We start from the raw sequence: 21544 nt of genomic DNA, 5'->3' as shown, positions 1-21544 counted from the left end.
AAGCCCAGGCCAGGCGGCCGTCGGAGGCGATATGCCCTGACATCGCACGGTGGCGCGGACCGGCCGACGCGCGCACCTCCTCCCGTTGACTGACCGCGCGGTTTCGCCTCCACGGGCTCGTCGCGTCGACGCGTCACCCGAGAAAGGTCAGCCGCACCTGACGGCGCGGATTATCGCGATTCGTGTCGACGAGGCAGACCGACTGCCAGGTGCCGAGGGCCAGCCGGCCGTCGACGACCGGGAGGGTCGCATGCGGGGGGACGAGCGCGGGGAGCACGTGGTCGCGGCCGTGTCCCGGGCTGCCGTGGCGGTGCCGCCAGCGGTTGTCGGCCGGCAGCAGGTCGTGCAGCGCGGCCAGCAGGTCCTCGTCGCTGCCGGCGCCCGTCTCCAGGACGGCGATGCCCGCCGTGGCGTGCGGTACGAAGATGTTCAGGAGGCCGTCGCCCCCGGCCGCGGCGTCTCGGAGGAAGGCGGCGCAGTGGGCGGTGAGGTCGGCGACGGTCTCCGTCGAACCGGTGGTGATGTCGAGGATCCGGGTGGTGAATGCGGTGCTCATGCCCCCATTTTCGTACGGGTGCCGGCCGCGCGCCGGGAGCCCCGCGGCCGGCGCCCGCAACGCCCCCTCCATGTGCGCGCAACAAAGGTCCACCAGCCGAGACGACGATTGACCGCGCTCGGAACGCACCGCTACGTTCACGGGCATGTCCCCCTCGTCAGCCCTGCTCACCACGCGCGGTCACATCGACCTGCTGCGGGTGGCCTCCGCCGCGTGTCGCAGCGGCTGCTGACGCGCCCTCAGATCTCGTAGCTGCCGCGGATCCCGTAGGTCTCGTAGGTCTCACAGCTCCCCGTAGACCCCGTAGGTCTCGTAGGTCTCGTGATTCTCGTAGCGGCCAGAGGGCCTGTCGTTGTTCTTCGGTTGTTCTCCGGCGTCCCTCTTCGCCGGGGGCCGGTAGCCGGTTCCCCTACGCCGCCTCGCGCTGTTGCCGTGTGTCCGGGCGCGCCCCTCCCCTGCCCGTGGAGCCTCCATGACTCTCGACCAGGCCGTACACGGCCAGGCACCACCCGATGTATCCGCTGGGACACCGGCGCGCGCGGAGCCGTGTCCCTCCCCCGAGCTCTCCCGGGTGATCCCGGTATCCGGCCGCCGCAGGTCCGTGCCGCGGTGGCTGCGCCGGGCGGTGGGTCCCGTCGTGCTGCTGGTGCTGTGGCAGGTGCTCAGCTCGACCGGTGTGCTGCCCGTCGGCATGCTGGCCTCGCCCGGCACCATCGCCGCCACCGGTGGCGGTCTCGTCGCGGACGGGACGCTGCCCTCGGCGATGCTGGTATCCCTTCAACGAGTCGCCGTCGGGCTGCTGTTGGGCGGGGTCGCCGGGGTGGCGCTGGCGCTCGCCTCGGGGCTTTCGCGGCTCGGTGAGGACGTGATCGACGTGACCGTGCAGATGCTGCGGTCCATCCCCTGGGTGGGGGTGATCCCGCTGTTCATCATCTGGCTGGGCATCGGCGAGGCCCCCAAGATCGCGCTGATCGCGCTCGGCGTGGCCTTCCATCTGTATCTGAACGTGTACGCCGGGATCCGCGGCGTCGATGCCCGGCTGGTCGAGGCCGGCACCTCGCTCGGGCTGAGCCGCCGGGGGCTGATCCGGCATGTCGTCCTGCCCGGCGCGCTGCCGGGCGCGATGACCGGACTGCGCTATTCGCTGGCCACCGCCTGGCTCGCGCTGGTCTTCGGTGAGCAGGTCAACGCCGATGACGGGCTCGGTTTCCTGATGAACCAGGCCCGGGAGTTCTTCCGCACCGACGTGATCGTGGTGTGCCTGGCCGTCTACGCGATCCTCGGGCTCATCGCCGACCTCGTCGTCCGCACCCTCGAAAGGCTGCTGCTGCAATGGCGACCGACCTTCACGGGCCAGTGAACGAGAGCGTTCGGCACGCCGCCGGACAGTCCGCCGGGGCCGCGCCCGGAGCCGCCGTACGGGTCGGCGGGCTGGTCCGGTCCTTCGACGGCCGGGCCGTTGTGGACGACCTGCATCTCACCGTCCGGCCCGGCGAGTTCGTGGCCCTGCTGGGGCGCAGCGGGTGCGGTAAGTCGACGCTGCTGCGGGTGCTGGCCGGGCTCGACCGGGAGATCGAGGGCGAGGTACTGGTACCGCGCCGCAAGGCGGTGGCGTTCCAGGCGCCGCGGCTGATGCCCTGGAAACGGGTGTGGCGCAATGTCGTACTGGGGCTGCCGGGCCGGCCCGACCGGGGCACCGCCGTACGGGCGCTGGACGAAGTCGGCCTCGGCCACCGTGCGGACGCCTGGCCCAAGACGCTCTCCGGCGGTGAGGCCCAGCGTGCCTCGCTCGCCCGTGCGCTGGTGCGCGAGCCCGATCTGCTGCTGCTGGACGAGCCGTTCGGCGCGCTCGACGCACTGACCCGGATCAGGGCGCAGCAGCTGGTGGCCGAGGTGTGGCAGCGGCGCGGCTGCGCGGTACTGCTGGTCACCCACGATGTGGAGGAGGCCCTGCTGCTCGCCGACCGCGCGCTGGTGATGGCGGGCGGCCGGATCGCGTACGAGACCGAGGTGGCGCTGCCGCGGCCGCGCGACAGCTCCGATCCGCGCTTCGCCGCACTGCGCGCCCGGCTCCTCGACCGGCTGGGCGTGGCGGGCGCGCCCGTCCCGCCCCCGGAACAGCCCCAGTCCCCGGCCCCCGCACGCGCCCACGCAGGCGCCGACGAGAACGGAACGGACACCCCATGAGGTCACGACCACGGCGCATCGCCCCGGCCCTGCTGCTCCCGCTCGCTCTGCTGCTGGCCGGTTGCGGGGGCGCGTCGCGGGCCGAGGGTTCCGGAGGCGGGGGCCGTACCGATGGGAAGGGTGCGGTGACGCTCCGGGTCGGGGATCAGAAGGGTGGTTCGGCGGCGGTGCTGCGGGCCGCGGGCGAGCTGGACGATCTTCCCTACCGGATCGAGTGGTCGACCTTCACCTCGGGGCCGCCGCTGCTGGAGGCGGTCAACGCCGGGGCCGTCGATGTCGGCGGGGTCGGCAACACCCCGCCGGTGTTCGCCGCCGCCGCGGACTCGAAGATCAAGGTGATCGCGGGGACGCACAGCAGGTCGGACGGTGAGGCGATCCTGGTCAAGAAGGATTCGCCGCTCCGGCGGCCGGCCGAGCTGAAGGGCCGGTCGATCGCGGTGGCGCAGGGCAGCTCCGCGCACTATCAGCTGGTCGCCTCGCTGAAGCGGGCCGGGCTCTCCCCGGAGGACGTCACCCTCAACTACCTGCAACCGGCCGATGCGCTCGCCGCGTTCACCCGGGGCAAGGTGGACGCCTGGGCGGTGTGGGACCCGTACACCTCACAGGCCCTGGACCAGGCCGGTGCCCGGGTGCTGACCACCGGGCAGGGGGTGGTCAACGGTCTGGGCTTCCAGATCGCCGCGACCGCCGCGCTGGCGGACCAGGCGAAGTCCGGGGCGCTCAAGGACTACACCGAGCGGCTGCGGCGTGCGCAGGACTGGGTCTTCGGGCATCCGGACGCCTGGGCGCGGGTGTGGTCGAAGGAGACCGGGCTGCCCCGGAAGGTGGCGCTGGACGCGGTCCGGCGCAGCCGGGGCACGGCGGTCGCGGTGGCCGTGGACAAGGCTGCCATCGCCTCGGAACAGCAGATCGTCGACACCTTCGCCGCGCTCCGGCTCATTCCCCGTTCGTTCGACTTCGGGTCGTTCGTCGACCCCCGCTTCAACGGCGGTCTGCCGCCCTCGGGCACGGCGCCGCGCACCTACGGAAAGGCCGACTGATATGTCCGTACACCTGCACTGGTTCCTTCCGACGGGCGGCGACGGGCGGACCCTCGTCGACCGGCACGCCTATACCGACGGCGGTATCCGGCGCGACCGCATCACCCCGGTGAGCGGCGTACGCGCGCCCGATATCGACTATCTGACGCAGATCGCCAAGGCCGCCGAGCAGCTGGGGTTCGAGGCGGTGCTCACACCGACCGGCACCTGGTGCGAGGACGCCTGGCTGACGACGATGGCGCTCACCCAGGCCACCGAGCGGCTGAAGTTCCTGGTCGCCTTCCGGCCCGGGGTGATCTCGCCGGTACTGGCCGCGCAGATGGCCGCGACCTACCAGCGCGTCTCGCGCGGGCGGCTGCTGCTGAACGTGGTCACCGGTGGCGACTCGACAGAGCAGAGGCGGTTCGGGGATTTCCTCGACCACGACCGGCGCTATGCCCGCACCGATGAGTTCCTCCAGGTCGTGCGGGGTGTCTGGGGCGGTGCGCCGTTCGACTTCCAGGGTGCGCACTACCAGGTCGAGGGCGGTCTGACGGCGCTGCCGCCGGACCCGCTGCCGCCCATCTTCTTCGGTGGCTCCTCGGCGGCCGCGGGCCCGGTCGCCGCGCGGAACGTGGATGTGTACCTCACCTGGGGCGAACCGCCCGAGCAGGTCAAGCGGAAGATCGACTGGATCGGCGGGCTGGCCGAGCGGGAGAACCGTACGGTCCGCTTCGGCATCCGGCTGCACACCCTCTCGCGGGACTCCGCGCGGGAGGCATGGGCGACGGCCGGCCGGCTGCTGGACGACCTCGACCCGGAGACCGTCGCGGCGGCCCAGCAGGCCCTGGGGAAGAGCGAATCGGTGGGCCAGCAGCGGATGCTCGCACTGCACGGCGGCTCCCGCGACAAGCTGGAGATCTCGCCGAACCTGTGGGCGGGCGTCGGCCTGGTACGCGGCGGTGCGGGGACCGCGCTGGTCGGCAGCCACGCCGAGGTGGCCGACCGGATCGAGGAGTACCACGCGCTGGGCATCGAGCACTTCGTGCTCTCCGGCTATCCGCATCTGGAGGAGGCGTACTGGTTCGGCGAAGGCGTACGCCCGGAACTGGCGGCCCGCGGTCTGCTGGCGGCGGTGCCCGCTCCCCCGGACGGCGGGCCGGCCGCCAACGGCCGCCCGGCCTCCGCCCCCGGTGGCGCGCCGCTGCTGCTGGGGGGCGGTCGCTGAGGCCGACCGGACCGCCAGGTCGCAGGCGCGGGATCGGGTATCGGTGCGGATGCCGGCACCGGACACCCGCGAAGCCGCCCCTGCGATGACATCCCGGGAAGACACCCCGGGAAGACATTCACCCCTCCCCCAGTTAGTAGAAACATGAACTACACCGGGGTGCGTGAGGTCGAGGTCGTGGTGATCGGCGCGGGGCAGGCGGGGCTGGCCGCCGGTTTCCATCTGCGGCGGGCCGGATACGTGCCGGACCGGGACGCCGTCGTGTTCGACCACTCACCGCGCCCCGGCGGTGCCTGGCAGTTCCGGTGGCCGACGCTGACGTACGAGAAGGTGCACGGGATGCACGCACTACCGGGCATGGAGCTGACCGGCGCCGATCCGGGCCGCCCGTCGGCCGAGGTGATCGGCGGGTACTTCGACGCCTACGAGCGGACCTTCGGGCTGCGGGTGCACCGGCCGGTGAGCGTCCTGGCGGTGCGCGAGGGCGCCGGCGGGCGGCTGCTCGTGGAGACGTCGGAGGGCGGGTACGCGGCGCGGGCGCTGATCAACGCGACCGGCACCTGGGACCGGCCGTTCTGGCCGCGCTTCCCCGGCCAGGAGACCTTCACCGGGCGCCAGCTGCACAGCTCGCGGTACCCCGGGCCGGAGAGCTTCCGCGGGGCGCGGGTCGTGGTGGTCGGCGGCGGAACGTCGGCGGTGCAGCAGCTGATGGAGCTCGCGCCGTACGCGGCGGCCACGACCTGGGTGACCAGGCGGCCGCCCGTCTTCCGCGCGGGGCCGTTCGACGAGGAGCAGGGCCGGGCCGCGGTCGCCCTGGTCGAGGAGCGGGTCCGGGCCGGGCTGCCGCCGCGCAGCGTGGTGAGCGTGACCGGGCTGCCGATGACGGAGGCGGTCCGACGGGCCCGCGAGAGCGGCGTACTGGAGCGACTGCCGCTCTTCGACCGGATCACCCCCACCGGGGTGGCCTGGGCGGACGGGCGCACGGTCGAGGCGGACACCATCCTGTACGGGACCGGGTTCCGCGCCGCCATCGACCATCTCGCCCCGCTCCGGCTGCGCGAGCCGGGCGGCGGTATCCGGATGGCGGGCACCCGCGCGCTGCGCGACGCGCGGGTGCATCTCGTCGGCTACGGCCCCTCCGCGAGCACCATCGGCGCCAACCGCGCGGGCCGCGCCGCGGTCCGCGACATCCGGCGGCTGCTCACGCGGGACGCCCAACCCGTCGGCGTGGCCGGGCACTTGGGGGACGGAGCCGGCCCGACCGTGGCGGCGGACGCGACCGGCAGCCTCGCCTCGTAGGGCACGACGGCGGCCGCGCCCCGCTCTCCCGCACTCCCGGCGACCCCGATCCCCGAACAAACGAACGCCGGATCGAGTGTTCGCCGGAAAGCGTGATCGATGGCGGTAGGGCTTCCGTGCGCGCGCCGGGAGGGGTGATCCTTACGGGGCGCAGGCGACGGGGTGCACACCGTTACGGCGCCTCCGGCCGATTCCCTTGCCGGCCCGGAGAGTTGGTCCCACAGGTACACCAGGCTCAAGGAGAAACATCCAGATGGACATCCTCACCCACTTCCTCGCCGGCATCATCCACTTCGTGGGGTGGCTCGTCTGACGGACACCGCGGTACCAGGCGCCGTCCCTCCCCGTCCCAGGGAGGGGCGGCGCCTCCGTGCGTCCGGCGGGGCGCACGGGCCCCGGCCCGGCCGCTACTCGTCCAGCTTCTGCCGCGCGGTCTCCGGCAGCGTCAGATAGACGCAGAACGACACCAGGCACAGGGCCGCCACGTACCAGGGGAAGAGTCCGGCGTGCCCGCTCTGCCGGAACCAGGTGCCGACGTACGGAGCGGTGCCGCCGAAGAGGGCGACGGTCAGGGAGTAGGGGAAGCCGATACCGGCGGCCCGGATCCGCGCGGGGAAGAGTTCGGCGTTCACGGCCGCGGCGATCGAGGTGTAGCCGGTGAGCAGTACCAGGCCCGCGCACTGCACCAGGAGCAGCGAGACGAACGCGTCGGTGACCAGGTGCAGCAGCGGCACCGCCAGGAGCGCGAAGCCCAGCGAGAAGCCGAGCAGCAGCGGTTTGCGGCCGATGCGGTCCGAGAGCATCCCGCCCAGCGGCTGGAGCAGCGCGAAGAAGGCCAGCGAGAGGGTGCCGACGGTGAGCGAATCGCCCTTGTCGAAGCCCGCGTTGACCTGCGCGTAGGTGGGGAGATAGGTGGTCCAGGTGTAGTAGGCGAGGGTGCCGCCGGCCGTGATGCCGCAGATCAGCAGGGACTGCCGGGGGTAGTGGCGCAGCGCCTCGAAGAGACCGGGGCGCGCCGCCCGCCGCTCGGCGACCGACGTCTCCTCCCCCGCTCGAACGCCGGTGAGGGCTCCGGGAAGGGTCTCCCGCGCACCCCGCCGGATCCACAGCCCGAGCAGGCTCAGTAGCGCGCCGCCGAGGAACGCCACCCGCCAGCCCCACTGCCCCATCTGCGCCTCGCTGAGCAGCGCCGCGAGCAGCGCCGCCGTACCCGACGCGAGCAGCTGGCCGAAGGTCGTCGAGACGTACTGGAAGCTGGCGAACAGCCCGCGTCTGCCGGGGCCCGCCGATTCGACGAGGAAGGTCGTGGAGGCCGCGAACTCGCCGCCCACCGAGAGCCCCTGCACCAGGCGGGCGAGGACCAGGATGACGGGGGCCAGCACACCGGCGGTCGCGTAGGTGGGGGTGAGCGCGACGAGGAGGCTGCCGGCGCCCATCAGCAGGATCGTGACGGTCAGCGCGGCGCGCCGGCCGTGCCGGTCGGCGACCGCGCCCATCAGCAGCCCGCCGACCGGCCGCATGAAGAAGCCGACGGCGAAGACGGCGAACGAGGACAGCAGCGGCACCAGGGAGTTGCCGGTGCCAGGGGGGAAGACCTGCTCGGCGAAGTAGACCGCCAGGAAGGAGTAGGCGTGCCAGTCGTACCACTCGACGGCGTTCCCGACGGAGGCGGCGGCCAGCTGGCGCAGCGGTGACGGCGGGCGGCCACCGCCGGGCGGCCGTTTCCCGCCGGACGGCCGGTCCTCGGCCGTGCGGTGCGTACTCGACATGGTCCTCCGCTCCCGGTGCTTCTCCTGAGCCTGCCGCTGGGGCAGGATGATCCGACAGGTGATCATGTACCGGTGAGGTGGGTGGCCGCCAGGGTCCGTCGGCGGCCGAAAGGAGAGCGAAACAATGCGGGTAGCACTGTTCGTCACCTGCATCAACGACACGCTCCATCCGCGGACGGGACAGGCCGTGGTGACGCTGCTGGAGCGGCTGGGGGTGGAGGTCGACTTCCCCGCCGAGCAGAGCTGCTGCGGTCAGCCGCAGTTCAACACCGGTTACCGGCATGCGACCGAGCCGCTGGTACGCCGCTTCGACCGCGCGTTCCGGGACTACGACTATGTCGTCACCCCGTCCGGTTCCTGCGCGGCGATGGTGCGCGACAACTATCCGCGGATCGGGGCGAAGGCGGCGGCCGAGGGCCGCGGCCGGCGGCTCGTGGACGCGGCGGCGCTCGCGGTGCCCAAGACGTACGAGCTGACCGAGTTCCTGGTGGATGTGCTGAAGGTGACCGATGTCGGCGCCTACTACCCGCACACCGTCACCTACCACCCCACCTGTCACGGTCTGCGGATGCTGGGCCTGGGCGACCGGCCGCGCCGTCTGCTCGCCGAGGTCCGGGGTCTGGAGCTGCGTGAACTGCCGGGCGCGGAGGAGTGCTGCGGGTTCGGCGGCACCTTCGCGGTGAAGAACCCGGCGGTCTCCGCCGCGATGGGCGCCGACAAGGTCCGCCAAGTGATCGGGACCGGCGCCGAGGTGGTCTGCACCGTCGACAACTCCTGTCTGCTGCACATCGGCGGCACCCTCGCACGGCAGGGCGCGCCGGTCCGCCCGGTCCACATCGCCGAGATCCTGGCCAGTACGGAAGGGAGCCCGCGATGAGCGGCACCTATCTGGGCATGCCCGCTTTCCCCCGGGCCGCGGCCGCCGCCACCCGCGACAGCCGGCTGCGCGCCAACCTCCGGCACGCCACCCACACCATCCGCGACAAGCGGGCCAAGGCCGTCGCGGAGCTGGACGACTGGGATCGGTTGCGGGCGGCGGGCGCCGCCGTCAAGGACCGTACGCTGCGCCATCTCGACCACTATCTGGAGCAGTTGGAGACCGCGGTCACCGACGCGGGCGGCCAGGTGCACTGGGCGGCGGACGCCGACGAGGCCAACCGGATCGTCACCCGGCTGGTGCGGGAGACCGGCGAGACGGAGGTCGTCAAGGTCAAGTCGATGGCGACGCAGGAGATCGGGCTGAACGAGGCGCTCGCCGAGGCCGGTATCCGTGCCTACGAGACGGATCTGGCCGAGCTGATCGTGCAGCTCGGCCGCGATCTGCCGTCGCACATCCTGGTCCCGGCGATCCACCGCAACCGCTCCGAGATCCGTGACATCTTCCGCCGTGAGATGGCCTCGTGGGGCCGGGCGGCGCCCGAGGGGCTCTCCGACTCCCCCGCGGAACTGGCCGAGGCCGCGCGGCTGCATCTGCGGGAGAAGTTCCTGACCGCCAAGGTCGGGATCTCCGGCGCCAATTTCATGGTCGCCGAGTCCGGCACGCTGGTGGTCGTCGAATCCGAGGGCAACGGCCGGATGTGCCTGACCCTGCCCGAGACGCTGATCTCCGTCGTCGGCATCGAGAAGACCGTGCCGACCTGGCAGGACCTGGAGGTCTACCTCCAGCTCCTGCCGCGCTCCTCCACGGCCGAGCGGATGAACCCGTACACCTCCACCTGGACGGGAACGACGGACGGCGACGGGCCGCGGACCTTCCATCTCGTGCTGCTCGACAACGGGCGCACCGACACCCTCGCCGACACGGTCGGCCGGCAGGCGCTGCGCTGTATCCGCTGCTCGGCCTGTCTCAACGTCTGCCCGGTCTACGAGCGGGCCGGCGGGCACGCCTACGGCTCGCCCTACCCCGGTCCGATCGGCGCCATCCTCACCCCTCAATTTCGGGGCACGGAAGGCACGTTGGAGGCTTCGCTGCCTTACGCCTCATCGCTCTGCGGGGCCTGTTACGAGGTGTGCCCGGTCGCCATCGACATCCCCGAGGTCCTGGTGCATCTGCGGGAGCGGGTGGTGGAGGGCGGCCCGGTTGTCCGCAACGGTGTGCGGACGGTCCTGCGACCGGCCCGGGGGCATGCCGCGGAGCGGGCCGCGATGCGCGCCGCGGGCTGGGCCTTCGACCATCCGGACGCGCTGCGCCGCGGGATGCGGCTGGCGGCCCGTACGCGGCGGCTCCATCCGCGGCGGCTGCCCGGTCCGGGGCGGGCCTGGTCCGACACCCGTGAGCTGCCGGCGGTGCCCGCCGAATCCTTCCGCGACTGGTGGCAGCGCACCCGCGGTACGTCCGGACGGGAAGGGAGCGCGGAATGAGCGGCCGGGACGTGGTACTGGCGCGGGTGCGCCGGGCGCTGGCGGATGTGCCGCGCGGTGAGGGGCCGGAGGACTGGCCGGTCGAGCGGGACTACCGGCGGGTACACGGCGCCCGGACGACCGCGCAGACCGTGGAGCTGCTCGCGGAGAATCTCGCGGACTACCGGGCGATCGTGCACCGCTGCGCCGCCGACGGGCTGCCGGCGCTGATCCGCCGGCTGCTGGCCGAGCGGGGCGCGGAGACGGTGGTGGTGCCGCCGGGCCTCGATCCGGCGTGGCTGGCCGCCGCCGACGTGACCCTGGTGCCCGACCGCGCGGCACAGACGGCGCGCGAACTCGACGCCGTGGACAGTGTGGTGACGGGCTGTGCGGTGGCCATCGCCGAGACCGGCACCCTCGTCCTGGACGGCGGCCCCGACCAGGGCAGACGGCGCATCACCCTGGTGCCGGACCATCACCTCTGCGTCGTCCGCGTTCCCGGCCAGGTCGTCGGCTCGGTGCCGCAGGCGCTGCCGCGGCTCGCCCCGGACCGGCCGCTGACCTGGATCTCCGGCCCGTCCGCCACCAGCGATATCGAACTCGACCGGGTCGAGGGGGTGCACGGTCCGCGCACGCTGGAGGTGATCCTGCTGACGGAGTGAGCGGCGCACGGCACGGCGGGCGCGCCGTGCGGTGACGTGAAAGGCCGCGCCATGTCCATGCCGTGAAGTGGCGTGCGCGGGGCTTGTCCTGCGGACGGGCGCCGTCCGACCCTGAAGCCTCCTGTTGCCTCACGTTCGGAGGTGGCGCATGACCGCACGCCGTCTGAGCCGCCGGTCGTTCCTCGCCACCAGCACCGCACTCGCGGGCTGGGCGGCCTTCTGCGCACAGAAGCAGTCCTTCGCGGCGGAGCACCGCGCCGCCGGGGGCGAGGAGTGGAACGCCCGGCCCCGTGTCTTCCAGGTGAACCGGGAGGCGGCCCGCGCCCGCCTCGTCCCCTACCGGGACACCCGCTCCGCGCTCACCGGGAAGTTCACCGATTCCCCGTACTACCGCTCGCTGAACGGACGTTGGCGCTTCCACTGGTCCAGGAACCCGGACGAGCGGCCCGCCGGCTTCCATGCCCCCGGCTATGACGACAGCGGCTGGGACCGGATCACCGTGCCCGCCAACTGGGAGATCGAGGGCTACCGCGAGCCGATCTACCTCAACATCAGATACGCCTGGGAAGGCTACGAGACCCCCGCGCCGCCGCACGTCCCGCTGGGCTTCAACCCGGTCGGCTCCTACCGCCGCACCTTCACCGTGCCGAAGGGCTGGGACGGCCGCCGCACCCTGATCTCGTTCCAGGGCGTGAAGTCCGCGTTCTTCGTCTGGGTCAACGGCGAGCGGGTCGGCTACAGCGAGGACAGCTACACCCCGGCCGAGTTCGACCTCACCGACCGGCTCCGGCCGGGCGAGAACTCCCTCGCCGTCGAGGTCTACCGCTGGTCCGACGGCAGCTGGCTGGAGGACCAGGACATGATCGACCTGTCCGGGATCTTCCGCGATGTCTACCTCTACTCCCTCCCTCCGGTACACCTCCAGGACCTGTACGTACGCGCCGAGCCGGACGGTGCGCGGCGGGACGCCGAGCTGACGGTGCGCGCGACGGTGCGCGACCGGGGCGCGGACGGCGGGGCCCGCGCCGGTGAGCACCGGCTCACCGCCACCCTGTACGACGCCGACGGCCGGCCGGTGCTGCCCGAGCCGCTGACCGCCGCCGTCCGCTTCGACACCGGGGAGGACGGTGCGGACAGCGAGGCAGGGGCGGCCGGCAAGCCCGGTAAGGGCGGTAAGGACGTCACCGTCGAGCCGAAGGCCGCCGTGCGGGCGCCCCGCCTGTGGTCCGCGGAGGACCCCTACCTCTACACCCTGGTGGTCACCCTCACCGACCCGGCCGGCCGGACCGTCGACGTCCAGCGCACCCGCGTCGGCTTCCGCGGCGTCGTCTGCCGCCCCGGTTCCTTCACGGTCAACGGCAGACCGGTCGTCTTCCGCGGCGTCAACCGCCATGAGACGGACCCGGACCACGGCCAGGCCGTCACCGAGGAGCGGATGCTCCAGGACATCCGCCTCATGAAGCGGCACAACATCAACGCGGTCCGCACCTCGCACTACCCCAACCATCCGCGCTGGCTGGAACTGTGCGACGAGTACGGCCTGTACGTCGTCGCCGAGGCCAACCTGGAGTCGCACGGCGTCCGCGACATCCTGCCCGCCGGTCTGCCGGAGTGGACCGACGCCTGTCTGGACCGGATGCGGTCCCTGGTCGAGCGGGACAAGAACCATCCCAGCGTGGTGGTCTGGTCGCTGGGCAACGAGGCGGGGCAGGGCGCCAACTTCCGGGCGATGGCGGACTGGACGCACCACCGCGACCCGTCCCGGCCGGTCCACTACGAGGGCATGAACGAGGTCGCCGACCTGCACAGCGAGATGTACGCCACGCCCGACGCCGTGGAGAAGTACGGCAGGTCCGGCGACCCGAAGCCGTTCATCCTCTGCGAGTACGCCCACTCGATGGGCAACAGCACCGGCAACTTCCAGGAGTACTGGGACGTCTTCGAGCGCTACCCCCATCTGCACGGCGGCTTCATCTGGGACTTCGTCGACCAGGCCATCCGCCGCCCGGTGCCCGGCGACCCCCGGCAGACCTATCTGTCCTACGGCGGCGACTGGCGGCCCGGCTACCCCACCGACGACAACTTCTGCTGCAACGGGCTGGTCTCCGCCGACCGGGTGCCGCACCCCGCGCTCCAGGAGGTCAAGAAGGTCTACCAGACCATCCGGATGACGGCCGCCGACGACCCCGCGGGCACCGCGGTCACGGTCGCCAACCACCAGCTGTTCGCGGACCTGACCGCCTACGAGCTGCGCTGGGAGGTGACCCGCGACGGCGAGCGGATCCAGCACGGCACGCTGCCCGCGCCCGAGGTCGCGCCGGGCGCGGCGCGGACGGTGCGGCTGCCCGTGAAGCCGGTGGCGCGCCCCGCGCCCGGCGCCGCGTACTGGCTCAACCTCGCCTTCGTCCTGCGCCGCGCCACCCGGTGGGCGGACGCCGGACACCGGGTCGCCGCCGAGCAGTTCGCGCTGCCCTGGTACGCGCCCGCCCCCGAGGACCCCGATCCGGCCACCCTGCCGCCGCTGAAGCTCGCCGAGACCGGCAGGAGCGTGACGGTCGGCGGACGCGGTCTGGAGCTCGTCCTGGACAAGGCCGCCGGCACGCTGACCGCCTACCGCCACCGCGGCCGGCCGCTGCTCTCCGGCGGTCCGGTGCCCAACTTCTGGCGCGGCCCGACCGACAACGACATCGGCCGGGGCGCCGAGCGCTCCCTGCGCACCTGGCGGGACGCGGGCGCCCGGCGCACCGTCACCGGCGTCAGGGCCTCCCAGCCGTCCCGCTCCGAGGTCGTCATCGAGGTGACCGCCACCCTGCCCACCTCCCCCGCCGTCTCCCACTGGGACACCGTCTTCACGATCCGCGGCGACGGCGAGGTGCGGATCGCCCACACCCTCCGGCCGGGCGCCGGACTGCCCGATCTGCCGGTGGTCGGCGCGCTGCTCACCGTCCCGGCCGGGCTGAACACCTTCGACTGGTACGGGCGCGGACCGCAGGAGAACTACCCGGACCGGCGCACCGGCGCGTTCGTCGGCCGCTACCGCAGCACCGTGGACGCGCAGGCCGGCCCGTACGTCCGCCCCCAGCAGACCGGCAGCGTCACCGATGTGCGTACCGCCTCGCTCACCGGCCGGGACGGCGCCGGTCTGCGCGTCCGCGCCGAACCGGGCGCCGACGCCCCGCTGCTGGAGCTGAGCGCGCTGCACCACGCGCCCACGGACCTGGAGGGGTTGCGGCACCCCTACGAGCTGACCCGGCGCGACGAGACGCTGCTGGGCGTCAACCACCGCCAGACGGGCGTCGGCGGCAACGACTCCTGGGGCGCGCCGCCGCTGGAGAAGTACCTGCTGCACGCGGACCGGACGTACCGGTACGCCTACCGGCTGTCGCCGGTGTAGGCGGGCCGGGCGCGTCCCGCGGCGGCCGGCGCGGAGGGTGACCCCGGCAGGGGTAGGCACCCGGGGCGTACGCAGCCCAGGGGGCTGGGTAGCCCCCGCGCCGGTCGGCAGACTCTCCGTCATCAGCACAGCGCACCGACGGAGAGGCGGCATCATGAACGGGAACGCGGACGGCACGGCGGCGGTCGAGCGGGGCAACGGCCCGCAGTGGCAGGCGGGTTGGGCCGCTTCCGTGCAGCGGCCCAGCACCGGCTTCCACAAGAACTGGGCCGAGGAGGGCTTCGCGGACCAGACGGTGCGCCAGGTCGTCCGGGTCACCAACGGCGGCACCTCGGCCCGGATCAGGCTCTCCCACCGCTACGGGAGCGCCCCGCTGGAGGTGGCGGGCGCCACCATCGCCCGGACGGACCACGGGGCGGCGGTGCTGCCGGGCACGGAACGCCGGCTGACCTTCGACGGCGCCGCGTCGGTACGTATCCCGGCGGGCGGCGAGGTGTCCAGCGACGGCGCGGAGGTGCGGGTGGCGCCGTTCGAGTCGCTGACGGTGTCGCTGTACTTCGCCCGGCCGACCGGACCGGCCACCTTCCACGCGCAGGCGTTCGCCACCGCCTACCGCGCGGCGGGTGACCAGCTGGGGGCCGTGGATCCGGCGGTGTTCGGCGAGACGACGGTGTCCTGGTACCACCTCGCCGAGGTCGAGCTGGCGGACGGCGGCCCGGCGGGCCGGGACACGGTGGTGGTCTTCGGCGATTCGATCACCGACGGGTTCGCCTCGACGATCGACGGCAACCGCCGCTACTCCGACGCGCTCGCCGAGCGGCTGGCCGACCTAGGCACCCCGCGCCCGGTGCTCAATGCGGGCATCGGCGGGAATCTGCTGCTCAACGACTCGGCATGGTTCGGCGACCGGGCCGGCGCCCGCTTCCGGCGGGATGTCCTCGACCGGCCCGGCATCCGCTCCGTGGTCGTGCTGGTGGGGCTCAACGACATCGGGTTCAGCGAGATCGACCTGCCGACGTACAAGCCGAACCCGGACAACTCCGTCGCCGAACTGATCGCCGGATACCGGGAGTTGATCGGAGCGGCGCATGCGGCGGGCGTGCGGGTCACCGGGGGCACGATCATGCCGTTCAAGGGGTCGGAGTACCACACACCGGCCGCCGAGGCGAAGCGCCGGGAGATCAACGCCTGGATACGCACCTCGGGCGAGTTCGACGCGGTCGCCGACTTCGCCGCGGCGCTCGCCGATCCGGCCGATCCGGACGCGCTCGCCCCCGCCTACGACAGCGGCGACCGCAAGCACCCCGGCGACGCGGGCTACCGCGCGATGGCCGACGCCGTCGACCTCGCCGGGCTCTGAGCCCGCGGCCGCAGCACGCCGCGGGCCGTCCGGGGCGGCGCGGCCAGGCGGCGGGCGCGCTCCTCCCCGGCGACGGTGCGGCGGTCGACGGCCGACGGACCGCGCCGCTTCCTCACCCGGGCCCGCCGACCCCGCTGCCGTGCCGGTCGCGCCGCAGCAGTGCCGCGTAGCGGCCGTCGGCGGCGAGAAGTTCGTCGTGGGTGCCGCGCTCGGCGATCTCGCCGCCGTCCAGGACGACGATCTGGTCGGCGTCGCGGATCGTGGAGAGGCGGTGCGCGATGGTGAGGGTCGTCCGGCCCTCGGACAGTGCGTCGATGGCCTGCTGGACGGCGTGTTCGGTACGGGTGTCCAGGGCGCTGGTGGCCTCGTCCAGGACCAGTACGGGCGGATCGCGCAGGATGGTGCGGGCGATGGCCAGCCGCTGCTTCTCGCCGCCGGAGAAGCGGTGGCCGCGCTCGCCGACGAGGGTGTCGTAGCCGTCGGGCAGGGCGGCGATGTGGTCGTGGATCTGGGCGGCCTTGGCGGCCCGTTCGATCTCGTCGTCGGTGGCGTCGGGTTTGGCGAAGCGGAGGTTGTCGGCGACCGAGGCGTGGAAGAGGTAGGTCTCCTGGGAGACCACGCCGACCGAGCGCGCGAGGGTGTCGAAGTCGAGGTCGCGGACGTCCGAGCCGTCCAGGGTGACCCGGCCCCCGGTCACGTCGTACAGCCGTGGCACGAGATGGCTCAGGGTGCTCTTGCCGCTGCCGGTCGGGCCGACGACGGCGAGGCTGCCGCCGGCCGGGACGGTCAGGTCGATACCGCGCAGGGTGGGCGGCGCCTCCGGGTCGTAGGAGAACGTCACGTCCTCGAAGCGGATCTCGCCGCGCGGGGCGGCGAGGCGTACCGGCTCGGCGGGTTCGGTGATGTCCACCGGCAGATCGAGGTATTCGAAGATCCGCTGGAAGAGCGCCAGGGAGGTCTGCATCTGCACACCGGTCGTCAGCAGCGAGACGGTGGGCCGCAGCAGGCCCTGCTGGAGGGTCACGAAGGCGACCAGGGTGCCGAGGGAGAAGGTGGGGCCGCCGAGCTGGAGGACCAGGCCGGCCGCCCAGTAGATCAGTGCGGGCATGGCGGCCATGACGATGCCGATGGTGGCCATCCGCCAGCGGCCGGCCATATTGGCGCGGACCTCCAGGTCCACCAGGCGCTCGGACTCGGTGGCGAAGTTCGCGGTCAGCGAGTCGGCGCGGCCCATGGTGCGGCCGAGCACGATGCCGCTGACCGACAGGGATTCGGTGACCATCGCGGACATGCTCGCCATCTGCTTCTGGCGCCGGGTGGTGATCTTCTTGCGTTCGTTGCCGACCCGGCGGCTGATCCAGACGAAGAGCGGGAGCAGCAGCATCGAGACGAGGGTCAGCCGCCAGTCGAGGGCGAGCATGGCGACGACCGTGGCCACGACGGAGGTCAGGTTGGAGACCAGGGAGGTCGCGGTGGAGGTGACCGTCGCCTGCATACCGCCGATGTCGTTGGCGATCCGGGACTGGACCTCGCCGGTACGGGTGCGGGTGAAGAAGGCCAGCGGCATCCGCTGGAGCTTGGCGTAGACGGCGGTGCGCAGATCGTGCATGACGCGCTGGCCGACGGTGGTGGACAGCAGGGTCTGCAGCACGCCGAAGACGCTGGTGGTGACGGCGGTGACGATCATGCCGAGGGCGAGGAGGGTGAGCAGGCCGGTGCGGCGGCCGGGTATCGCCACGTCGAGGATCTCGCGCAGCAGGAACGGCGAGGCGACCGAGACCAGCGAGGAGGCGCCGACCAGCAGGCCGACGACGGCCAGCCGGCCGCGGTAGGGGCGGAAAAGGGCGAGGATGCGCCGCAACGGGACCGGCTGTTCCGGGTCCTTGGGCGGCGGGGTCCACTGAGGTTCGTCGCTGCGCAATGGGCTCCTTCGGAGGGGTGCGGGAGGGGAGGGGCACGGAGCGGTGCCGCCGGGCGGGAAGGTTTCATGGAGCCTAGCTCATTGTTACCTATACTCACAATGAACTTTGTCCTGCTATTCTCCCCGCATGTCCTCCACCGAGCCGACGACCAGCACCTCCGACCTCGCCGAACAGCTGGTGCGGCTGACCCGCCGGGTGCAGCGTGCGCAGCGTCACCATCTGAAACACCTGGACATCGCCGTCACCCCCGCACAGTCCCGCGTGCTGCGGATCGTGGACCACTGCGGTGACACCCCGCCGCGGATGACCGACCTCGCCGCGCGGCTCGAAGTGGTGCCGCGGGCGGTGACGACACTGGTCGACGCGCTGGAGGCGAACGGCGCGGTGCGCCGGGTGCCCGACCCGGCCAGCCGCCGGGTGGTGCGGATCGCGCTGACCGACACCGGCCGGTCGACGCTGCGCGCGCTGCGCAGCGCGCGCAGGGCCGCCGCGGAGGACATCCTTGCCCCATTGACCGCCGCGCAGCGCGCGGAGCTCGGCGGTCTGCTGTCCACCCTGGTCGACGGGCCGGGGAAGTACCACTGAGCCCCACGGCCGGCGGCGTACCGCCCGGCCGTGGACCGCCCGTGGTGAACGGCGCCGGACCGACCGGCGCCGGAGTGACCGGAGGAGTGCCGCCATGCCCTTGCTGGAGCCGGATCCCGCCGCCCTGCGGCCCGCCGCGACGGCGCATCCCGCGGGCCCCTCGCCCGACCGGGTCCCCGACGGGCAGGCGTCCGGCACCCCCGAGCCGCTGCTCGGCGACCTCGTCGCGCTGCTGGGCCCGGAGAAGGTGCTGCACACGATCTCCGATCTGGTCCGCTACGCCTCGGACGCCAGCCCGTACCGCTTCGTCCCGCAGGTCGTGGTGGTGGCCGAGGACCTCGACGACATCTCCGCGGTCTTCTCCTACGCCCACGGCAAGGGCCGCAACATCGTGTTCCGGGCGGCCGGCACCTCGCTGAACGGCCAGGCGCAGGGCGAGGACATCCTCGTGGACGTGCGCCGGCACTGGACCGGTATCGAGGTGCTCGACGACGGCGCCCGCGCCCGTATCCGGCCGGGCACGACGGTCCTGCGGGCCAACGCCACGCTCGCCCGGTACGGCCGACTGCTCGGCCCCGACCCGGCCAGCGCCATCGCCTGCACCCTGGGCGGCGTGGTCGCCAACAACGCCTCGGGGATGACGGCCGGCACCACCCGCAACTCCTACCGAACGCTCGCCTCGGTCACCCTCGTCCTGCCCTCGGGCACCGTCGTGGACACCGCGGACCCGGCCGCGGACACCGCGCTGGCGCAGGCCGAACCCGCCCTGTGCGCCGGGCTGCTCGCGCTGAAGGCCGAGATCGAGGCGGACCCGGAGCTGGTGGCCAGGATCCGCGCCAAGTACGAGATCAAGAACACCAACGGCTACCGGCTGGACGCCTTCCTGGACGGTGCGACGCCCACCCAGATCCTGCGCGGGCTGGCGGTCGGCTCCGAGGGCACCCTCGGCTTCGTCGCCGAGACCGTGTTCGACACCCTGCCGCTGGACCGGCACACCTCCAGCGCGCTGCTCTTCTTCCCCTCGCTGCGCGCCGCGGCCGCCGCCGTACCGCGCTTCACCGAGGCGGGCGCGCGGGCCGTGGAGCTGATGGACGGCAACACGCTGCGCGCGTCGGTGAGCGTGGCCGGGGTGCCGGCCGACTGGGCGCAGCTGCCGAAGGAGACCACCGCGCTGCTGGTGGAGTTCCGGGCGCCGGACGAGACCGCCCAGCAGGCGTACGAGGCGGCCGCGGCACGGGCGCTGGCGGACCTGGAGCTGGTCGCGCCGGTCGCCTCCGTCACCAACGCCTTCACCCGGGACGCCAAGACCATCGGCGGCTACTGGAAGGCCCGCAAGGCGTTCGTGACGGCGGTCGGCGGCTCCCGGCCGTCCGGCACGACCCTGATCACCGAGGACTTCGCGGTACCGCCGTCGCGGCTCGCCGACGCCTGCGTCGCGCTCCTTGAACTCCAGTCCCGGCACGGTTTCGACGCGGCGGTCGCCGGGCACGCCGCGCACGGCAATCTGCACTTCCTGCTCGCCTTCGACGCGGCCAGACCGGACGATGTGGCCCGCTACGCCGCCTTCATGGACGAGTTCTGCACCCTGACCGTCGAGCGCTTCGACGGCTCCCTCAAGGCCGAGCACGCGACCGGCCGGAACATCGCACCGTTCCTGGAACTCGAATGGGGGCCGCGGGCGACGGAGTTGATGTGGCGGATCAAGGAGCTCGTGGACCCGCACGGCATCCTGGCCCCGCGCGTCCTCCTCGACCGCGATCCCCGGGCGCATCTGCGCGGGCTGAAGACCATCCCCCGGGTCGAGGCGATCGCCGACCCGTGCATCGAGTGCGGCTTCTGCGAACCGACCTGCCCCAGCGAGGACCTGACCACCACGCCCCGCCAACGGATCGTGCTGCGCCGCGAGATGCTGCGCCAGGCGCCGCACTCCCCGGTGACCGGTGAGCTGCTGGCGTCCTACGGCTACGACGCGGTGGACACCTGCGCCGGCGACTCGACCTGCAAACTGGCCTGCCCGGTGGGTATCGACACCGGCGCCATGATGCGCGACTTCCGCCATCAGCGGCACTCGCCGCGCGAGGAGTGGACCGCCGCGCAGGCCGCCCGGCACTTCACGGCCGTCGAGAAGTCCGCGCGGCTGGCGGTGGCCGCCGCGGACCGGATCGGCGACCGGCTGCTGGCGTCGGTGACCGGCGCCGCGCGCCGGGCCGTCCGCCCCGATCTGGTGCCCGAGTGGCTGCCGCAGATCCCCGGCGCCGCGGCCCGCCGGCTGCCCGCCACCCGGAAGACCGGCGCGGCCGCCGTCTACTACCCGGCCTGTGTGAACCGCATCTTCGGCGAACCGGCCGGCTTCCACGGCCCCTCCCTCCCCGAGGCCGTGGTCGCGGTGTCGCAGCGGGCGGGCAAGCCGGTGTGGATCCCGTCGGACGTGACCGGGACCTGCTGCGCCACCATCTGGCACTCCAAGGGCTACGAGCGGGGCAACGCGGTGATGGCCAACCGCATCGTCGAGGCGGCCTGGGGCTGGACGGCGGGCGGGCGGCTGCCGCTGGTCGTCGACGCCTCCTCCTGCACCCTCGGCATCGCCCACGAGGTGGTGGCGCATCTGACGCCCGACAACCGCGCCCTGCACGCCGAGCTGACCATCGTCGACTCCATCGTCTGGGCCGCGCGGGAGCTGCTGCCGCAGCTGGAGATCCTGCGGACGACCGGCTCCGCGGTGCTCCATCCCACCTGCTCCATGCAGCACCTGGGGGACGAGGCGGAGCTGATCGAGGTCGCCGAGGCATGCGCGCGGGAGGTCGTGGTGCCGGACGACGCGGGCTGCTGCGCCTTCGCGGGCGACCGCGGGATGCTGCACAAGGAGTTGACCGAATCGGCCACCGCCAAGGAGGCGGCCGAGGTCACCTCCCGGCACTTCGACGCACATCTGTCGGCGAACCGCATGTGCGAGGTCGGCATGGACCATGCGACGGGCGGGCGGGGGTACTACTCGGTCCTCCTGGAGCTGGAACGGGCGACCCGCCCCGCCCCGGACCGCGCGGCACACTGACGCTCCCCGCTCCGGGGGCGTCACGCCGGGCCGGGGCGGACCGGCAGTACGAGGCGGGCTCCTGACGCCCGTGAGCAGGCCCCTGACGCCCGGAGGCGGGATGACGGCGCTGCCGACCAGGTGACGGTCGGCAGCGCCGTCGTCGTTCACCCTGTGACCCCGCGGCCCTGT

The 21544-nt window shown here is 73.0% G+C and carries 16 protein-coding genes; 13 read left to right on the top strand and 3 right to left on the bottom strand.

The window, feature by feature from the left end; genetic code table 11:
* Positions 1-133: 133 nt before the first annotated feature.
* Positions 134-556: a YjbQ family protein gene (locus IH09_RS00535; protein WP_052853195.1), complete on the bottom strand. Its 423-nt coding sequence runs from the start codon at positions 554-556 to the stop codon at positions 134-136.
* Between the two features lie 145 nt (positions 557-701).
* Between IH09_RS00535 and IH09_RS40530 the strand changes: the two genes are divergently transcribed.
* The 6 genes from IH09_RS40530 to IH09_RS00510 all read left to right on the top strand — a co-directional run bounded on the left by IH09_RS40530 (position 702) and on the right by IH09_RS00510 (position 6289).
* Entirely contained in the window at positions 702-788 is an 87-nt protein-coding gene (locus IH09_RS40530; protein WP_404827226.1) for a putative leader peptide, read from the top strand.
* 240 nt (positions 789-1028) lie between these two features.
* Complete coding sequence (locus IH09_RS00530; RefSeq protein ID WP_190233168.1) at positions 1029-1916, top strand: ABC transporter permease; 888 nt, start codon at positions 1029-1031, stop codon at positions 1914-1916.
* The gene (locus IH09_RS00525; protein ID WP_110951967.1) at positions 1889-2743 is read left to right on the top strand and encodes an ABC transporter ATP-binding protein; all 855 of its coding nucleotides are present in this window, start codon (positions 1889-1891) and stop codon (positions 2741-2743) included. The genes IH09_RS00530 and IH09_RS00525 overlap by 28 nt, the downstream gene beginning before the upstream one ends.
* Complete coding sequence (locus tag IH09_RS00520; protein WP_052853193.1) at positions 2740-3783, top strand: ABC transporter substrate-binding protein; 1044 nt, start codon at positions 2740-2742, stop codon at positions 3781-3783. Before IH09_RS00525 ends, IH09_RS00520 begins: the two co-directional genes overlap by 4 nt.
* A 1-nt stretch (position 3784) precedes the next feature.
* The gene (locus tag IH09_RS00515) at positions 3785-4990 is read left to right on the top strand and encodes an LLM class flavin-dependent oxidoreductase (RefSeq protein WP_052853192.1); all 1206 of its coding nucleotides are present in this window, start codon (positions 3785-3787) and stop codon (positions 4988-4990) included.
* Positions 4991-5134: 144 nt separating this feature from the next.
* Positions 5135-6289, top strand: a complete 1155-nt coding sequence (locus IH09_RS00510) for an NAD(P)-binding domain-containing protein (protein ID WP_110951966.1) — start codon at positions 5135-5137, stop codon at positions 6287-6289.
* 407 nt (positions 6290-6696) lie between these two features.
* On the opposite strand, the gene IH09_RS00505 is transcribed toward IH09_RS00510, so the two are convergent.
* Positions 6697-8058, bottom strand: a complete 1362-nt coding sequence (locus tag IH09_RS00505) for an MFS transporter (protein ID WP_275126347.1) — start codon at positions 8056-8058, stop codon at positions 6697-6699.
* Positions 8059-8182: 124 nt separating this feature from the next.
* Between IH09_RS00505 and IH09_RS00500 the strand changes: the two genes are divergently transcribed.
* From IH09_RS00500 to IH09_RS00480, 5 genes are all read left to right on the top strand, one after another.
* Positions 8183-8935 (top strand): (Fe-S)-binding protein, encoded by a 753-nt coding sequence (locus IH09_RS00500; protein WP_052853191.1) that lies wholly within the window; start codon positions 8183-8185, stop codon positions 8933-8935.
* Entirely contained in the window at positions 8932-10419 is a 1488-nt protein-coding gene (locus IH09_RS00495) for a lactate utilization protein B (protein ID WP_052853190.1), read from the top strand. Before IH09_RS00500 ends, IH09_RS00495 begins: the two co-directional genes overlap by 4 nt.
* Entirely contained in the window at positions 10416-11060 is a 645-nt protein-coding gene (locus tag IH09_RS00490) for a LutC/YkgG family protein (RefSeq protein ID WP_052853189.1), read from the top strand. The genes IH09_RS00495 and IH09_RS00490 overlap by 4 nt, the downstream gene beginning before the upstream one ends.
* A gap of 148 nt (positions 11061-11208) precedes the next feature.
* A complete protein-coding gene (locus IH09_RS00485; RefSeq protein ID WP_052853188.1) occupies positions 11209-14454 on the top strand; it encodes a glycoside hydrolase family 2 TIM barrel-domain containing protein in 3246 nt (1081 codons plus the stop codon).
* 154 nt (positions 14455-14608) lie between these two features.
* On the top strand, positions 14609-15814 hold the full coding sequence (locus IH09_RS00480) for a GDSL-type esterase/lipase family protein (RefSeq protein WP_052853187.1): 1206 nt from the start codon (positions 14609-14611) through the stop codon (positions 15812-15814).
* Positions 15815-15926: 112 nt separating this feature from the next.
* On the opposite strand, the gene IH09_RS00475 is transcribed toward IH09_RS00480, so the two are convergent.
* On the bottom strand, positions 15927-17735 hold the full coding sequence (locus tag IH09_RS00475; protein ID WP_052853186.1) for an ABC transporter ATP-binding protein: 1809 nt from the start codon (positions 17733-17735) through the stop codon (positions 15927-15929).
* 127 nt (positions 17736-17862) lie between these two features.
* On the opposite strand from IH09_RS00475, the gene IH09_RS00470 reads away from it, so the two are divergent.
* On the top strand, positions 17863-18321 hold the full coding sequence (locus tag IH09_RS00470) for a MarR family winged helix-turn-helix transcriptional regulator (RefSeq protein ID WP_052853185.1): 459 nt from the start codon (positions 17863-17865) through the stop codon (positions 18319-18321).
* A 94-nt stretch (positions 18322-18415) separates the two neighbouring features.
* Positions 18416-21373: an FAD-binding and (Fe-S)-binding domain-containing protein gene (locus IH09_RS00465; protein ID WP_052853184.1), complete on the top strand. Its 2958-nt coding sequence runs from the start codon at positions 18416-18418 to the stop codon at positions 21371-21373.
* Positions 21374-21544: the final 171 nt, after the last annotated feature.

The organism is Streptomyces celluloflavus, assembly GCA_000720995.1.
In the GTDB taxonomy this organism is placed as follows: Bacteria; Actinomycetota; Actinomycetes; order Streptomycetales; family Streptomycetaceae; genus Streptomyces; species Streptomyces celluloflavus.
Note: the sequence above shows the minus strand (reverse complement) of the source record. Positions and strands in the feature narration are given on the sequence as shown.

Bases quoted from the DNA above. Each gene is read 5' to 3' on its own strand.
- IH09_RS00535 (WP_052853195.1), bottom strand. From the start codon at position 556: ATGAGCACCGCATTCACCACCCGGATCCTCGACATCACCACCGGTTCG.
- IH09_RS40530 (WP_404827226.1), top strand. From the start codon at position 702: ATGTCCCCCTCGTCAGCCCTGCTCACCACGCGCGGTCACATCGACCTG.
- IH09_RS00530 (WP_190233168.1), top strand. From the start codon at position 1,029: ATGACTCTCGACCAGGCCGTACACGGCCAGGCACCACCCGATGTATCC.
- IH09_RS00525 (WP_110951967.1), top strand. From the start codon at position 1,889: ATGGCGACCGACCTTCACGGGCCAGTGAACGAGAGCGTTCGGCACGCC.
- IH09_RS00520 (WP_052853193.1), top strand. From the start codon at position 2,740: ATGAGGTCACGACCACGGCGCATCGCCCCGGCCCTGCTGCTCCCGCTC.
- IH09_RS00515 (WP_052853192.1), top strand. From the start codon at position 3,785: ATGTCCGTACACCTGCACTGGTTCCTTCCGACGGGCGGCGACGGGCGG.
- IH09_RS00510 (WP_110951966.1), top strand. From the start codon at position 5,135: ATGAACTACACCGGGGTGCGTGAGGTCGAGGTCGTGGTGATCGGCGCG.
- IH09_RS00505 (WP_275126347.1), bottom strand. From the start codon at position 8,058: ATGTCGAGTACGCACCGCACGGCCGAGGACCGGCCGTCCGGCGGGAAA.
- IH09_RS00500 (WP_052853191.1), top strand. From the start codon at position 8,183: ATGCGGGTAGCACTGTTCGTCACCTGCATCAACGACACGCTCCATCCG.
- IH09_RS00495 (WP_052853190.1), top strand. From the start codon at position 8,932: ATGAGCGGCACCTATCTGGGCATGCCCGCTTTCCCCCGGGCCGCGGCC.
- IH09_RS00490 (WP_052853189.1), top strand. From the start codon at position 10,416: ATGAGCGGCCGGGACGTGGTACTGGCGCGGGTGCGCCGGGCGCTGGCG.
- IH09_RS00485 (WP_052853188.1), top strand. From the start codon at position 11,209: ATGACCGCACGCCGTCTGAGCCGCCGGTCGTTCCTCGCCACCAGCACC.
- IH09_RS00480 (WP_052853187.1), top strand. From the start codon at position 14,609: ATGAACGGGAACGCGGACGGCACGGCGGCGGTCGAGCGGGGCAACGGC.
- IH09_RS00470 (WP_052853185.1), top strand. From the start codon at position 17,863: ATGTCCTCCACCGAGCCGACGACCAGCACCTCCGACCTCGCCGAACAG.
- IH09_RS00465 (WP_052853184.1), top strand. From the start codon at position 18,416: ATGCCCTTGCTGGAGCCGGATCCCGCCGCCCTGCGGCCCGCCGCGACG.